Origin of the sequence: Sphingomonas sp. 3-13AW (assembly GCF_049311085.1) — a bacterium.
GTDB lineage: Bacteria > Pseudomonadota > Alphaproteobacteria > Sphingomonadales > Sphingomonadaceae > Sphingomonas.
Genome location: NZ_JASNVZ010000006.1, coordinates 44,130 through 59,704 on the forward strand (window position 1 = coordinate 44,130; position 15,575 = coordinate 59,704).

Below are 15,575 nucleotides of genomic sequence, written 5' to 3' on the forward strand. Positions count from 1 at the left end.
TTTGAGGCTGAAGCAGTGTCAAGGACTTGCTCGGCACGATGAAGATTGCGCCCGGACTGCGGCTGCGCGGCAACACTGTCGCGCGCGTTAGTTCTTCAAGTCTTCCGCCCCGAGGCTTTTCAACGCCCTAGAGAGAGTTGCCGCTGAGAGAGATAGCCGCCGAGCCCCTTGGGGCTCGGCGCCAGATGGTCAGATCCTGTACGACCTTGAGACATGAAGCCATGCCGCCCGCCCTTCGCGCGCCGGCATCTCTGCGCCCTGGCTCTGAAGACGGACCGGAACGCCGCCGCGTTTCCATACCATCTACAATTGCATAGCGCCTGCCAGTCAAAGACACGCCGCATGCTTGCACCAATTGTGCAGGTGAAGATGCCAGGGGTTGGGCGGTGCCACTTGGCAGCCCAGTCCTTCTGGCGACCTACATACGGGGTATTACTAGCATCCCCCCAAAGTAAATCAGTCGATGGTGCGCCTCCTGGACTGGCCTTAGACTGCTTGGGGACGGCGACGCCGATGTCGGACGATTTTGCACAAGCGAAAGACGGCGCGGGTCGCGCGCTCTGGTCGAGCACGATCGCCTTCACCGTCTGTTTCGCCGTCTGGACAATCTTCTCCATCGTTGGGCTCGGCGTGAAGGAGGAACTGGGGCTTTCCGACACCCAATTCGGCCTGCTGACCGGCACGCCGATCCTCACCGGGTCGCTGGTGCGCGTGTTTCTGGGCGTCTGGTCCGACCAGATCGGCGGGCGACGTGTGTTCGCAGCCGTGATGGTCCTTTCCGGCATCGCGACCTTCCTGATGTCGTATGCGCACACCTATCCCCAGCTGCTGCTCGCAGCGCTGGGCGTCGGGCTGGCGGGCGGCTCCTTTTCGGTCGGCGTGGCCTATGTCTCCAAATTCTACCCCGCCGAGCGCCAGGGCACCGCGCTCGGCATTTTCGGCGCAGGCAACATTGGCGCCGCAGTGACCAAGTTCTTCGCGCCTTTCGTGATGGTCGCGATGGGTTGGGAGATGGTGGCGAAGATGTGGGCAGCGGCGATCATCCTGATGGGGGTGATCTTCCTGTTCGTGACGCCCGAGGATCCTGATCAGCACGCCCGCCAGCGCGGCGGCCAGAAGGCCGAGAGCATGGCGAGCCAGCTGAAGGTGCTGCGCAACGTTCAGGTATGGCGTTTCTCGCTTTATTACTTCTTCGTGTTTGGCGGCTTCGTGGCGTTGGCGATGTGGCTGCCGCGCTATCTGATCGGGGTGTATAGCCTCGACATCCGCACCGCGGGGATGCTCGCCGCCTTTTACTCGGTCCCGGCGAGCTTGTTTCGCATCTATGGCGGCACGCTGTCGGATCGCTACGGCGCGCGCAAGGTGATGTACGCCACCTTCATCGTATCGGTACTGTGCACGTTTCTGCTGTCCTACCCGCCGACCACTTACGTCATCGACGGCGTCAACGGCCCGATCACTTTCAGCACCTCGATGGGGCTGGTGCCGTTCCTGATCGTCATCTTCCTGCTCGGCTTCTTCATGAGCCTGGGCAAGGCGGCGGTCTACAAGCACATCCCGGTCTATTACCCGAACCATGTCGGCGCCGTCGGCGGGCTCGTCGGGATGATCGGCGGGCTGGGCGGCTTCATCCTGCCGCTCGCCTTCGGGGCGCTGCTCGACCTGACCGGGATCTGGACGAGCAGCTTTGCGCTGCTGTTCCTGATCGTGCTGGTCTCGCTGCTGTGGATGCACGGCGCGATCCAGCACATGGAGCGTGAGACGTCGGTGGCAGCCAACGTGCCGCAAAGCCCGGAGCTGCCCGAGTTTCGCGGCATGGGCGATCCCGGGATGAAGCGCCCCGTGGTGCGCGCCGGCCCGCTCACCGACTGGCGCCCGGACGATCCGACCTTCTGGGAGACGACCGGTCGCCCGATTGCCAAGCGCAACCTGTGGATCTCGACCTACTGCCTGCTCCTGTCCTTCTCCGTATGGATGGTGTGGAGCGTCGTCGTCGCGCGACTGCCCAGCATCGGTTACAACTTCACCACCGACCAGTTGTTCTGGCTTGCGGCGGTACCGGGCATATCCGGCGCGACGTTGCGGATCTTCTACGCCTTCCTGGTGCCGATCTTCGGCGGGCGGCTGTGGACCACCTTGTCGACCGCATCGCTGCTGATCCCCGCCTTCGGCATCGGCTATGCCGTGCAGAACCCGGGAACGCCGTTCTTCATCTTCCTGGTGCTGGCGCTGCTGTGCGGCTTTGGCGGAGGCAATTTCGCCTCGTCAGTCGCGAACATCAGTTTCTTCTATCCGGCGTCCGAAAAGGGCCGCGCGCTGGCGATCAATTCCGGCATCGGCAACCTGGGCGTCAGCGTCATGCAACTGGTGGTCCCGGTAGCGATCACCATGGGGCTGTTCGGCGCACTTGGGGGACAGGCACAGGTGGCGGAGGACGGCACCCGCCTGTGGCTGCAGAATGCGGGGTTCATCTGGGTGCCGCCGGTGCTGCTGGGTACCGTGCTCGCCTGGTTCGGGATGAACGACATCCTGAGCGCCAAGTCGTCCTTCGCCGACCAGGCCACGATCTTCGGGCGGCGCGACAATTGGATCATGTGCTGGCTCTACACCGGCACGTTCGGGACGTTCATCGGCATGTCGGCGGGCTTCCCGCTCCTCTCCAAGCTGGTCTTTCCAGAAGTGGACGCGCTCCACTACGCCTTCCTGGGGCCACTCGTCGGCGCGCTGGCGCGGGCGGGGAGCGGCGGGCTGTCTGACCGGATCGGCGGCGCCAAGGTCAGCTTCTGGGTGTTCGTCGTCCAGGCAATCGCGATCATCGGCATGATCTGGTCGCTCGACGCACGCAGCTTCGCCGGCTTCTTCGGGATGGTGCTGCTGCTCTTCTTCGTCAGCGGCGTCGGCAATGCCTCTACCTTCCAGATGGTGCCCGGCATCATGCGGCACGTGATCAACACCACCGAAGCGGATCGCCCGGAAGCCGAGCGGCACCTCCATGCCGAACGCGAGTCCGCCGCTGTAGTCGGGTTCATCTCGGCGATCGCAGCCTACGGCGCCTTCTACATCCCCAAGGCCTATGGCTGGTCGATCAGCAGCAGCGGATCGGCGGACGGCGCCTTGTGGGCGTTCTTCATCTTCTACCTCTCCTGCGCCGCCCTCACCTGGGTCGCGTACAGCGGTCCGCGCGGCATCTTCGGATCACGCTCGCGCCTCGGCGCCTCCCCTCAAGGCGCTGGCAAGCGCGACCTGACCAGCGGAGCCTTTTCATGAGCCATTTCCTCGATCGTCTGACCTATTTCCGCAGGGCGCAAGATACGTTCTCGGACGGGCTCGGCATCACCACCAACGAGTCCCGGGCATGGGAGGACGCCTATCGGAAGCGCTGGGCGGCGGACAAGATCGTGCGTTCCACCCACGGCGTGAACTGCACCGGATCCTGTTCGTGGAAGATCTATGTGAAGGGCGGGATCGTCACCTGGGAAACCCAGCAGACGGATTATCCGCGCACCCGCCCGGAACTGCCCAATCACGAGCCCCGCGGCTGCCCCCGCGGCGCCAGCTACAGCTGGTATCTCTATTCCGGGACGCGGATCAAATATCCGCTCGTGCGCGCCCGGATGATCCGTCACTGGCGCGAAGCACGCAAGACGATGACGCCGGTCGCGGCTTGGAAATCGATCGTCCAGGATCCCGAAAAGCGCCGGGACTGGGTCTCGAAGCGCGGACGCGGTGGTTTCGTGCGGGTCGGCTGGGACGAGGTGACGGAACTGATCGCCGCCGCCAACGCCTATACCATCAAGGAATACGGCCCCGATCGCGTCACCGGCTTCTCTCCGATCCCGGCAATGTCGATGATCTCCTACGCTGCCGGCAGCCGCTATCTGTCACTGATCGGCGGCACGTTGCTCAGTTTCTACGACTGGTATTGCGACCTTCCGCCGTCGTCGCCGCAGACCTGGGGCGAGCAGACGGACGTGCCGGAAAGCGCCGACTGGTATAATGCCGGCTTCCTGCTGGTCTGGGGATCCAACATCCCCATGACCCGCGCGCCCGACGCGCATTTCTATTCCGAGGTACGCTACCGCGGCGCCAAGAGCGTCGTCATCGCTCCCGACTTCAACGAGGCGGCCAAATTCTCCGACATGTGGCTCCACCCCAAACAGGGGACTGATGCCGCCCTGGCGCTGGCGCTCGGCCATGTCGTGCTCAGGGAATTCCACATCGACCGTCAGGCGGAGTATTTCGCCGACTATACCCGCAAATATTCGGACTTTCCGTTCCTGCTGCGCCTCACTGAAAAGGACGGGAAGCTCGTCCCCGACCGGCTGCTGCGCGCTGCAGACCTCGGCGGCGCGCTGGGCGAGGAAAACAACCCCGACTGGAAGCCGGTGGCGATCGACGACGCGACCGGCGAACTGGTGGCGCCGCGCGGCACCGCCGGCTTCCGCTGGGGCGAGAAGGGGAAGTGGAACCTTGAGGAGAAGGACGGCAAGGGCTCGGAGGTTCGGCTGCGCGCGACGCTGGCCGGAGATCACGACGCGATAGAGCCGGTCGCCTTCCCCTATTTCGGTTCCACCGCCCCGCACGACTTTGTCGCGACGAACCACGACGAGATCCTGCTGCGCAACCTGCCGGTGAAGCGGATTACGCTGGCCGACGGAAGCACTGCGGCGGTCACGACGGTCTTCGACCTGTTCTGCGCAAATTACGGCGTGGATCGCGGCTTTGGCGGGGAAAATGTCGCCACAAGCTACGATGACGACGTGCCGTTCACGCCCGCATGGGCGGAAAAGGTCACGGGCGTGCCGCGCGAATCCATCATCCAGGTAGCGCGCGAGTTCGCAGCCAACGCCGAGATCACCAAGGGCCGCTCGATGGTGATCCTGGGGGCCGGTCTGAACCACTGGTACCACATGGACATGAGCTATCGCGGGATCATCGCGCTGCTCGTGATGTGCGGGTGCGTGGGACAATCCGGTGGCGGCTGGTCGCACTATGTCGGACAGGAGAAGCTGAGGCCGGCGACAGGCTGGCTGCCGCTCGCCTTCGCGCTCGACTGGTCTCGGCCGCCGCGGCAGATGAACGGGACCAGCTTCTTCTACGCGCATACCGACCAATGGCGGTACGAGACGCTACGGATGTCTGAGATCCTCTCGCCGATCGCACCGGAGGGCGACTGGTCCGGCAGCATGCTGGACTATAATGCCAAGGCCGAACGGATGGGCTGGCTGCCCTCCTCCCCCCAGCTCCAGCTCAATCCGCTCGAGCTCGGGCGCCAGCTTCACGAAAGCCAAAGCGACCCGGCCACGGTAGTCGCCGACGGGTGGAAGTCCGGTGAGATCAGGCCGGCGAGCCTAGATCCGGACAACCCCGCGAACTGGCCGCGCAACATGTTCTTCTGGCGATCGAACGTGCTGGGCGCGAGCGGCAAGGGGCATGAGTATTTCCTAAAGCACCTGGTGGGTTCGATGCACGGCGTCGTCGGCACGGACACCGATGCCGAACAGATCGATCGTCCCAAAGACGTGGTGTGGCGGGACGAGGCGCCGGTCGGCAAGCTGGACCTGATGGTCAACATCGACTTCCGCATGTCGACGACCAGCATCTATTCCGACATCGTGCTGCCGACCGCGACCTGGTACGAAAAGCACGACCTCAACACGTCGGACATGCACCCCTTCATCCACCCGCTCACCGCGGCCGTGGACCCGGCGTGGGAGAGCCGCAGCGACTGGAACATCTTTCGATCGATCGCTCAGAAGTTCTCGGACATCGCGCCGGAGGTCCTGGGGGTAGAGCATGATGTCGTCCTCTCCCCCATCCTGCACGACAGCCCCGGCGAGCTGGCCCAGCCCTATGAACCCAAGGACTGGCTAAAAGGGGAATGCGATCCCATCCCCGGCAAGACGATGCCCTCGGTCCAGTTGGTCGAGCGCAACTATCCCGAGACCTTCGCGCGCTTCACATCGATGGGGCCGGCGCTCGAGAAGCTCGGAAACGGCGCCAAGGGGATCAGCTGGGACACGAAGCACGAGATCGAGCTGCTCGGAAACCTGAACGGCCGCGTTGCCTCGGGCACGACCGAGGGACGGCCCAGGATCGATACCGATATCGATGCCTGCGAGACGATCCTGATGCTCGCGCCCGAGACCAACGGGGAAGTCGCCCTGAAGGCATGGGAGGCGTTGGGCCAGACGACCGGGCGGGACCACCGGCACCTTGCCGAGGGGAAGGAGGAGGAGAAGATCCGCTTCCGCGACGTGGCTGCACAGCCGCGCAAGATCATTTCCTCGCCGATCTGGTCCGGGCTTGAGAGCGAGAAGGTCTGCTACAACGCGGGCTATACCAACGTCCACGAGCTGATCCCGTGGCGCACGCTGACCGGCCGTCAGTCGCTCTACCAGGACCATCTGTGGATGCGGGCGTTCGGGGAGAGCCTGGTCACCTGGCGTCCGCCCATCGACACCAAAACTGTCCATGAGGTCGTCGGCAGGCTGCCCAACGGCAACAAGGAAATCCTGCTCAACATCCTCACCCCGCACCAGAAATGGGGTATCCATTCCACCTACACCGAAAACCTGATCCTCCTGAGCCTCAGCCGTGGCGGGCCGACCGTGTGGATCAGCGAGGATGATGCCGCCGCCGCTGGAATCCAGGACAATGACTGGATCGAGGTGTTCAACATCAACGGTGCGGTGACGGCCCGTGCGATCGTGTCGCAACGGATCATGCCGGGATCGGCGATCATGTACCACGCCCAGGAAAAGCTGGTGAACACCGTGGGCTCGGAGATTACCGGCCAGCGCGGCGGCGTCCACAATTCCGTGACACGGATCAACATGAAGCCGACCCACATGATCGGCGGCTATGTCCAGCTCGCCTATGGCTTCAATTACTACGGAACGGTCGGCGCCAACCGCGACGAGTTCGTGATCGTCCGGAAGATGAGCCAGGTGAACTGGTTCGACAAACGTGCTGACGACGACGCCAATGTTGCTGGCGGAACAGCGGACTGGGGAACCGGCCCGAAAGTGGAGGCCGCAGAATGAAGGTCCGCGCACAAATCGCCATGGTTCTCAATCTCGACAAGTGCATCGGCTGTCACACTTGCTCGATCACCTGCAAGAACGTGTGGACGAACCGCGAAGGCGTCGAATACGTCTGGTTCAACAACGTCGAAACCAAGCCGGGCATCGGCTACCCAAAGGATTGGGAAAACCAGAAGCGCTGGAAAGGCGGCTGGATCCGCAAGAAGAACGGCAAGATCCAGCCGAGACAAGGTGCCAAATGGCGTATACTCTCCAAGATCTTTGCGAATCCGCATCTGCCGGAGATCGACGACTTCTACGAGCCCTACACATTCGAATATGAATGGCTGCAGGCCGCGCCCGAACTCCAGGCACAGCCAACCGCCAGGCCGCGCTCGCTCCTGACCGGCGAGCTGCTCAACAAGATCGAGTGGAGCGGCAACTGGGAGGACATGCTGGGCGGCGAGTTTTCCAAGCGCAGCCACGACTATAACTTTGAAGGCGTAGAGAAGGAGATCTACGGCCAGTTCGAAAACACCTTCATGATGTATCTCCCCAGGCTCTGCGAGCATTGCCTGAACCCCGCCTGCCTGGCCTCCTGCCCCTCGGGCGCGATCTACAAGCGGGCGGAAGACGGCATCGTCCTGATCGACCAGGAAAAGTGCCGCGGCTGGCGGATGTGCGTTTCGGGCTGCCCGTACAAGAAGATCTACTACAACTGGTCGACCGGTAAGTCCGAGAAGTGCATCTTCTGCTATCCCCGGATCGAGACCGGGCAGCCGACGGTCTGCTCCGAAACCTGCGTGGGCCGGATCCGCTATCTCGGCGTCGTCCTCTACGACGCCGATCGCATCGAAGCGGCCGCGTCCGTCGAGGATCCCAAGGATCTGTACGAGGCGCAACTCGGCGTCTTCCTCGACCCTTCCGATCTCGAGGTGCAGGAAGCCGCCAGGCGGGATGGCGTGCCCGAGCAATGGCTGGAGGCGGCGACCCGTTCCCCGGTCTACAAGATGGCCGTGGAGTGGAAGGTCGCCTTCCCGCTTCACCCCGAATACCGCACCCTGCCGATGGTCTGGTACGTGCCGCCGCTCTCCCCGATCCAGTCGGCGGCAGAGGCAGGCAAAATGTCGGCGATCGACGGCATGCCCGACGTCCGCAGCCTGCGCATCCCGCTGCGCTATCTCGCCAACCTGCTGACTGCGGGTGCGGAGGAGCCGATCGCCGCGGCGCTTGAACGCATGCTGGCCATGCGGTCCTACATGCGCGCCAAGTCAGTCGAGGGGCGTATCGACGAGGCCATCCCGGCGCGGGTCGGCCTCAACCGAGCCAAGATCGAGGAGATGTACAAGATCATGGCGCTGGCGGCGTATGAGGATCGCTACGTCATCCCGACGACGCACCGTGAGCTGGAAGAGGACGCCTATGTGCTCCGCGGCGCCACCGGCTTCGGCTTCCGGGAGGACTCGAACGGCTCGACCAAGGTCAACCTGTTCGGGGGTGCCAAGCGAACCCCGCGCAAGCCCTACATGGACATTCCGACATGAAACGCACGCTCAGGGCGCTGGCGGTGCTGCTCGGCTACCCGTCGGCCGAGCTGCAGGAGCATGTCGGCGACGTCCGGCAGTCGCTGCATGAGGATCGAGCGCTGCGAAAGCCTGTGCTCGAAAAGCTGGAACCGCTTCTGACGGATCTGGAGCGCGAAGACCTGCTCGACCTTCAGGTGGCGTATAGCGACCTGTTCGATCGCTCCCGCAAGCTTTCGCTCCACCTGTTCGAGCATGTCCACGGCGACAATCGCGAACGGGGCCAGGCGATGATCGATCTCGGCCAACAATATGCCGAGAGCGGCTTTCTGCTCGATACCCGCGAACTCCCGGACTTCTTGCCCGTGTTCCTGGAATATGCCTCCCACCTGCCGACCGACGCCGCGGCCGCGATGCTGGGGCAGCCGGCGCACGTCTTTGCGGCGATGGCCGAGCGGCTCGACGAACGGAAAGCGCCGCATGCCGGCATCTTCCACGCGCTCCTCGCGCTTGCGGCGGTGCGACCGGACGCGGACGCGCTCGCCGAACTTCAGGAACGCAACACCGACGAGGACCCGTCGAAGGTGGACGAGGAATGGGAGGAGGCACCCGTCACCTTCCTGGCATCGGCAGCCCATGAGATGGGCGGCCCCACCGGCGTCGTCGCCAAGATCCGCGCTTCGAACCGCCCGGTCGAAAGGAAAACGGGACAATGAACGCGTTCATCAACCAACTCGCTTTCGGCTGGTACCCGTATCTGGCGGTCACCGTCCTCATCGTCGGCAGCATCCTGCGGTTCGATGCGAGCCAGTTCAGCTGGCGATCACAGTCGAGCCAGTTCCTGCGTCGTCGTCAGATGGTGCTGGGATCGAACCTCTTCCACATGGGCGTACTGATCCTGCTCGTGGGACACTTCGTGGGCCTGCTTACGCCCGTGACCGTGATCGACCGGCTCGGCATCGGTCATGAGTTCAAGCAGTGGACTGCGTTGATCGTAGGCGGGATCGCGGGTGTCCTGGCGTATATCGGCTGCACGCTCCTCCTCCACCGCCGCCTCGTCGACCCGCGCATTCGGCGCAGCTCATCCTGGGGCGACATACTGGTGCTCGTGCTGATCTGGGCACAGCTGACGCTCGGGATCCTGACCACCTTCTGGACGATCCGCCATGTCGACGGCACCGAGATGCTCCGGTTCATGAACTGGGCAAACGGCATCCTGACGCTCAACCCCGGCGCACCGGAAGAAATCGCCGACGTTGCGCTTGTCTACAAGCTGCACATCATCCTGGGGCTGACGCTGTTCCTGATCACGCCCTTCACGCGGCTCGTTCACGTCTGGAGCGCGCCGATCTGGTTCCTGTTCCGTCCGGGTTATCAGATCGTCCGCTCGCGCCTGCCGCTCGGCAAGCGCTTCCTCTCGCCAACCCATGGCCCCGCCGGCGGACCAGGCGGCCATCGCGCCGACGTGGCGATGCGCCAATATGCCGAGGAAGGACAAGCGACATGAACCGGCAGCCGGATACGCTGAAGCTGGAGCGGCCACCCGCCGCGGTTCCTTCCGCCTGCGCAAGCGGCGGCTGCGGCGGCGGCGAGCCGCTACTCCCACCCCCGCCCAGCTTCGGCGAGGTGCGCGTCAACGGCGTCGAGATCGACCCAGAGGCGATCGCACGGGAAATCCAGCACCACCCCGCCCCCGACATGGAGACGGCCTGGACCGAAGCGGCGCGTGCGCTGGCAGTACGTGAGCTGCTCCTGCAGGAGGCACGACGGCTCGAACTGGAAGCCGATCTGGAGGAAGACGAGGCGGGCCGCGTCGAGTCCCAGGACGACGCCCTGGTTCGGGCGGTGCTCGAGACGCAGGTCGAGCCGGAACGGCCCGGTGAGGCCGAGTGCCAGCGCTATTATGAAGCGAACCGCGATCGGCTGCGCACGCCGGATCTGTTCGACGCCGCCCATATCCTGATCGAACCCGAAAACACCGAAGCCGATGGCTGGAGCACCGCCGAGCAGCGCGCTCGCGCGATTGCTGAGGCGGTGGGCGATGACCCGGCTGCGTTCGCTGCGGCCGCGCGGGCCCATTCGAGCTGCGCCTCGGCCCAGCAGGACGGCTCGCTGGGCCAGGTTCGACGCGGGGAGCTTGTGACGGAGATCCAGTCGGCACTGGAACAGCTGACCGACAGCGAAACGGGGCGGCAGCCGGTCCGTTCCCGCTTCGGCTGGCACGTGCTGCGCCTGCAGCGCCGGATCGCGGGCCAGACGCTTCCCTATGATGTCGTGCGGGCTAAGATCGCGGAGATGCTGGAGGCACGCAGCTGGACGATGGCGTCAGCGCGCTATGTTGCCGCCCTGGCCGACCACGGCCGCGTCGAGGGCATTCGCATCGGCAGCGACGGCTGATGGCGACGCTAGGCGACATTCTCGCCGGCGCGCGCAGATCGGCAGGGGAACTGGAACGCTGGCTCGACAGCACCGACCCGGAGCTTGCGCGCGATACCGCCCTGGCGGCACGCAGCATCGGCCTGGGCGTCGCCGGCTATGCGCGCATGGCGGTGGCGGACTTTTCCCGGCTGGCGGGCGAGGAAGACTGGACCACGTTGATCTCCAGCCTGCGCGACAGTGAGGATCCCGGCAGCACATGCCTGGCGGCTATGGTACACTGGCGGCTTACCGCACCCGCCTGTCGTTCCCATTCAACCTTCGTTGAAACCGGAGCCCACCATGACTGAGCCCCACGAGACGCAGCTCAACCCCTCGCTCAAGCGCAGCAAGGAGACCGACTATGACACCGGGTCGGTCACGCCCACCCCGTTCGACTCCGCCTCTGCCAAGGAGGGGGAAGGAGAAGGCTGGCCGTGGATCTGGGTGGTGATCCTGGCGATCTGTGTCGCAGTCACCGTCTACCTGATCGTCTGAAAGCCCAAGCGGCCTCTTCTTCCTTGAGGACTCGATCTAGAAGCCGAGCGTGACGACGATGAAGTCACTGTATTGGCCCGTCGGCGGCAAGTCCCCGATCTCGACGCGCCCATAGACGGGAACCGTGTCGACCCCGCCCGTTCCCGTCCCTGACAGGGCACCGTCGATCTCGATCGGGCTGCTGCGGGAGGAATCACGGTAAAGGCCATAGGCGATCAGGTCCCCCTCTGCGCGTTGCATCCGCCGTTCCCCCCCGGAGGCGTGGCGGCCGCCGTCGAAGCTCAACGTCCAGCCGCGGCCCAGCGGACAGACCAGTTGCACCGAACCCGCAGCGTCGATCCTCTCCTGAAGACCGGCCAGTTCGCCAAAGTCGATGTCGCCGATGGTGCCGAGCGTGCATCCCTCAACCACGTTCGCAGTCACGCTGATCGTCACGTCGACCCCGAAAAGGTCGGCCGCGTTGCGCTGGCACGATGTCGTGCCACTGGCCAGGAAACCGACCACGGTATTGTAGAAAAACGCCGAGTAGCTTCCAGCTGTAACGGCCTGTCCCGGCGCTATCCTTCCATAAAAGGTGAATGTGCCCGACGTGCGGCCATTGCCCGCGATCGCCACCGTCATCGTAAGCGGATTGTTGCTGTTCCAAAGCTGGGAACCGCCACTGTCGGTATAGACGTTGAAGTCGACGGGCGTCGGGGCCGGGCCGATCAATTTTGGCTGATCCACGGTGCCCGGAAAGCTGGGCGTACCCACAGCCGCGCACAAGGTGAAGCTGACCGGGGTCGCATCGAAGTTGGTGCAATTCCAGCTGATGGTACCGCGCCCGGTAAGCGCCGTGCCGAACTCCAGTGCGGGTTGATCCGCCTGGCAGTTCACATTCGCCTTTGCCTCATGCGGCACCAAAAGGAAGATTACCGCCGCCGCGACGAGGAGGGACAACCACAGCCATCGCCAGAACGCGGTGCTGCCGGGATGCTCCGCGGGCGCTATTCGCATCGGACCGGTCCGATCTGTACCTGCCGGCCTTCCGCACGCTGATAATCGAAGCGCGCGGAACAGGTTCCGCCGCCGTCAAGCAGCACCTCGACCTGGTTCGTTCTGCCGAGGCCGGTCAGGTAGACACGCCCGTCATAGCCGACCACCGCGGTCTCTTGCGTTCCCCGTAAGCGGACGGTGGAGCCGACAGGCAGGACGTTACCCGTCGCGTCGACGAGGGTCACGACGGCGCTGTTTTCCGGCCTTACGCCGAAGTCTATCACCACGCCGCCGAGTTGTGCCGGGACAACCACGGCCTCCGTCCGCGCCGGCCGGACGTCGACCGGCAAGTTGGTCGGGTCGATCGACACCGTGTTGGATTGCAAGGACGTGAGATCCGTCACGAGCGCCTTGCCTCGCTTGTTTGTCCGGGTGACCGGCCGGGTGTTGGAAAGCACCGGCGTATCGGGACCGGCACCGTTGACCACGGCAAAGCTCGTATCGATGCGCGGCGCCGCATAGAGGCCATTCATCGCGACGATGGAGCCCTCGGCGTACGCCGTCGCATGGACTTCGTTGCCATATTGCTCGATCCCGCCCTCCAGCGACGCGAAGCGGGCGAGATAGCTGACATTGGCCGCGCGATATGCGTCGCCGGATCCTGACAGCGGCTGGTTGCTCACGACAGTCCAGCCGACCGAACCGCGTTCGAGCCCCGGCGTGCGCCAGGCCCTCGTCTGCAGAGTCGCCCCGCGCTGCGTGCGCGAGACGCTGGCAGATGCCGATACGTTGCGCCCGAAACTGATCGTGATCCCGCCGAAGATCCCCCAGTCACCGCGCTTGCCAAAATCCTTATAGCTGTTGAGCCATGCCGAGGACCGGTCGAACAGCGGGCGGAACAGCGAGACGCTGGCGACGCGAAACGCGTCCTCGCCCAGGCGAGCATGGGCGTAGTTGAGGTTGACCCCGGTTCGCCGGATTGAAAAGTTGGCGCCGATCCGCTCGACCCGGCGCGAAAAGGATATCAGCGGGGGCAGCGTCGGGTCCGAGATCGGGACAAGATCTGGCGAGCGATCGCCGAGGATGTCGCGCGTGAGCGTGGCGCTGGCGATGTCCTGATAGCGATTGCTGGTATCCTCGACCCCGGCAAACAGGTTGACCCCGGCAACGCGGGCCTGGACGTCGAACCGCCGACGTATGCCCGTTCTGCCAAGAAATCGGCTGAGAGCGATACCGGCGGTTAGCGAGCCCCAGTCCCCGAGCCTGGTGGTGCCGCCGACGCTCGCGTTCCAGAGATCGCGGGTGGTTTCAGCATGGCCCACCAGCGTGAGACGGTTGGAGACGCCGTAGGCGATTGTGCCGGACGCCGCGAAATCGGGATAATAGTCGAAGGAACGCAGGCCGTAGTTTCGCCTGGGGAAGCCCGCTTCGAAGGAGAAGCCCAGACGCCCTTTCGGAAACAGGTTGGGAACGAAGAAGATCGGCTTGGTGATCCTGGTTTCGCGGCCGCTGGGATCGGTCAGGACGATGGTTGCGGTCGCTCCACCGCCCAGGTTGGGGAGCGAGCGGAATTCGAACGGGCCCCGTCCGACTTGGCCTGAAAAATAGCGCAGCCCGTTCAGGTACAGGTCGACGCTGGACGGCACGGCGGCAGACGCGGTCAGGATCGGCAACGCCGTAGCAACGAGGTCGGCACGCTCGTTGTAATTGCGGCGGATCTGCACGCCCGCGAAGCGATAGGCGGTGGCGAGCCGCCCCCCGTCCGCAATCGTGTCGCCCAGGGTCATCGACAGCACCCGCCGCACGTCGACATAGCGCCACTGCGTATCGAGCCGCACATGGTCGAATCCGCCCTGGCTGCGCGGTCGCCAGTTCGCAAAACCCGTGGTCTGTCCAACACCATAGGGGCTGATGAAGCGCAGGTCGTACTGGGCGGAAGCACGGACCCCCGCGCGCGACGCGTCGACGAAGAGGCCATAGTTCAGAAGCGCGCCGGTACTGGTTTCGACCGTATCGGGGTTGATCGGCGTCGGCGGCGAACTGTCATCGAGCACGACGGGGATCAGCGCCGCGTCCGCCGCCTCGAACGCCAGCGACTGCGTGGCCTCCGTGTATCGGAACCGCACCCCGGGGAGATCGGAGAGCCTCACGAGCATGTCCCCTGGCCTGATGCCAAGACGGCGAAGGTCAAAGCCGAGCAGCCTCAGTCGTTCGGCGGTCATCGCGAGCGAACCGTCGGGAAGCAGCGTTACCTGCCACAACAAAGGCGAAGCCCTGCCGTTCACGCTCACTGCAAGGATCAACTCGACATCCTGCCTCCCCGGAGCTTCCTGTCCTGCGCGGGCAGTGGCCGGAACCACGATCAGGCAGACAGCAACCGCGACCTCGATCCGGAAGACGAACCGCTTACCGGGCGGCGATCGTGGTCGCTTGCCTGATCTCACGACCGCCCACTCCCGCCATGACCGTCACATTGGCATTCGCGGCGGGAAGCGGTGCGCCGGTCGGGGCCACCCAGCGCCGGGTGGCCCCGGGCAGGACATAGCCGTTGAGCCCTCTCCCGAAGCTGACGGTGCCCTGCCCGTCTTCGAGGCGGAGGCCTTCGACACGGGCGTGCCCGGCTCCACTGTTGGTTGCCTCGACGACGAGCTGGCCGCCGCTGCGATAGGCGCGCCAGTTTAGGCTGGACTGCGGGTCTCCGGCCCGGAAGAAGGCGGGCAGGTCGTAGCGTAGTCGGACGTCGACCTCGCCACCGCCCGCCGGCATCGACCGGGCCGGCGGCGGGAGTTCATCGATCCACAGCCGGTAGCTCTTTTCCCCCGATGTAACCGCGCCCGCGGTGCGGGCTAGCCGGATCGTATAGCTCTGCCCGGGCGGGATCGTCATGGCAGGCGGGCTGGCGACGACGTCGGTCGTGGGCACCACCTGATCCTGACCATTGGCCTGCGACCAGTCGAAGACACGGACCTGCAGGGTCATCGGGCGGGGCCCGCGATTTTGCAAGTTGATGGCCGAAGCCTGTGAGGGGGACGTTACCTCCACCGTCAGCGGCTGCACTCGAAGCGCGGTCTGCGCGAGCACGGGCGCGGGGAAAGCGGCAATCGCGAGGAGCAAGGTCGCCGATAGCGGACGCATAGTC

11 protein-coding genes are annotated in these 15,575 nt (G+C 64.7%); 8 read left to right on the forward strand and 3 right to left on the reverse strand.

All coding sequences use genetic code 11. The features are described from left to right. Window positions 1-513: 513 nt before the first annotated feature. The 8 genes from QP045_RS09055 to QP045_RS09090 are packed head-to-tail and all read left to right on the forward strand — an operon-like array spanning window position 514 to window position 11,461. Window positions 514-3,267 (forward strand): nitrate/nitrite transporter, encoded by a 2,754-nt coding sequence (locus QP045_RS09055; RefSeq protein ID WP_422514659.1) that lies wholly within the window; start codon window positions 514-516, stop codon window positions 3,265-3,267. Further along, window positions 3,264-7,046: a nitrate reductase subunit alpha gene (locus QP045_RS09060; protein WP_422514660.1), complete on the forward strand. Its 3,783-nt coding sequence runs from the start codon at window positions 3,264-3,266 to the stop codon at window positions 7,044-7,046. The genes QP045_RS09055 and QP045_RS09060 overlap by 4 nt, the downstream gene beginning before the upstream one ends. Next, a complete protein-coding gene (gene narH / locus QP045_RS09065; RefSeq protein WP_422514661.1) occupies window positions 7,043-8,569 on the forward strand; it encodes a nitrate reductase subunit beta in 1,527 nt (508 codons plus the stop codon). The genes QP045_RS09060 and narH overlap by 4 nt, the downstream gene beginning before the upstream one ends. Beyond that, window positions 8,566-9,264: a nitrate reductase molybdenum cofactor assembly chaperone gene (narJ, locus tag QP045_RS09070; protein ID WP_422514662.1), complete on the forward strand. Its 699-nt coding sequence runs from the start codon at window positions 8,566-8,568 to the stop codon at window positions 9,262-9,264. The genes narH and narJ overlap by 4 nt, the downstream gene beginning before the upstream one ends. Further along, the gene (gene narI / locus QP045_RS09075; protein ID WP_422514663.1) at window positions 9,261-10,055 is read left to right on the forward strand and encodes a respiratory nitrate reductase subunit gamma; all 795 of its coding nucleotides are present in this window, start codon (window positions 9,261-9,263) and stop codon (window positions 10,053-10,055) included. Before narJ ends, narI begins: the two co-directional genes overlap by 4 nt. Then, window positions 10,052-10,945, forward strand: a complete 894-nt coding sequence (locus QP045_RS09080; RefSeq protein ID WP_422514664.1) for a peptidylprolyl isomerase — start codon at window positions 10,052-10,054, stop codon at window positions 10,943-10,945. Before narI ends, QP045_RS09080 begins: the two co-directional genes overlap by 4 nt. Continuing rightward, entirely contained in the window at window positions 10,945-11,274 is a 330-nt protein-coding gene (locus QP045_RS09085) for a hypothetical protein (RefSeq protein ID WP_422514665.1), read from the forward strand. Before QP045_RS09080 ends, QP045_RS09085 begins: the two co-directional genes overlap by 1 nt. Further along, a complete protein-coding gene (locus QP045_RS09090; protein WP_422514666.1) occupies window positions 11,267-11,461 on the forward strand; it encodes a hypothetical protein in 195 nt (64 codons plus the stop codon). Before QP045_RS09085 ends, QP045_RS09090 begins: the two co-directional genes overlap by 8 nt. A 36-nt stretch (window positions 11,462-11,497) precedes the next feature. Here QP045_RS09090 and QP045_RS09095 read toward each other — a convergent pair whose 3' ends face one another. From QP045_RS09095 to QP045_RS09105, 3 genes are read right to left on the reverse strand one after another with little or no spacing between them, the layout of a single operon-like run. Next, complete coding sequence (locus QP045_RS09095) at window positions 11,498-12,457, reverse strand: spore coat U domain-containing protein (protein ID WP_422514667.1); 960 nt, start codon at window positions 12,455-12,457, stop codon at window positions 11,498-11,500. Beyond that, window positions 12,448-14,880, reverse strand: coding sequence for a fimbria/pilus outer membrane usher protein (locus tag QP045_RS09100; RefSeq protein WP_422514668.1), 2,433 nt, complete (start codon window positions 14,878-14,880; stop codon window positions 12,448-12,450). Before QP045_RS09100 ends, QP045_RS09095 begins: the two co-directional genes overlap by 10 nt. After that, window positions 14,843-15,571, reverse strand: coding sequence for a molecular chaperone (locus QP045_RS09105; protein ID WP_422514669.1), 729 nt, complete (start codon window positions 15,569-15,571; stop codon window positions 14,843-14,845). Before QP045_RS09105 ends, QP045_RS09100 begins: the two co-directional genes overlap by 38 nt. Window positions 15,572-15,575 lie beyond the last annotated feature (4 nt).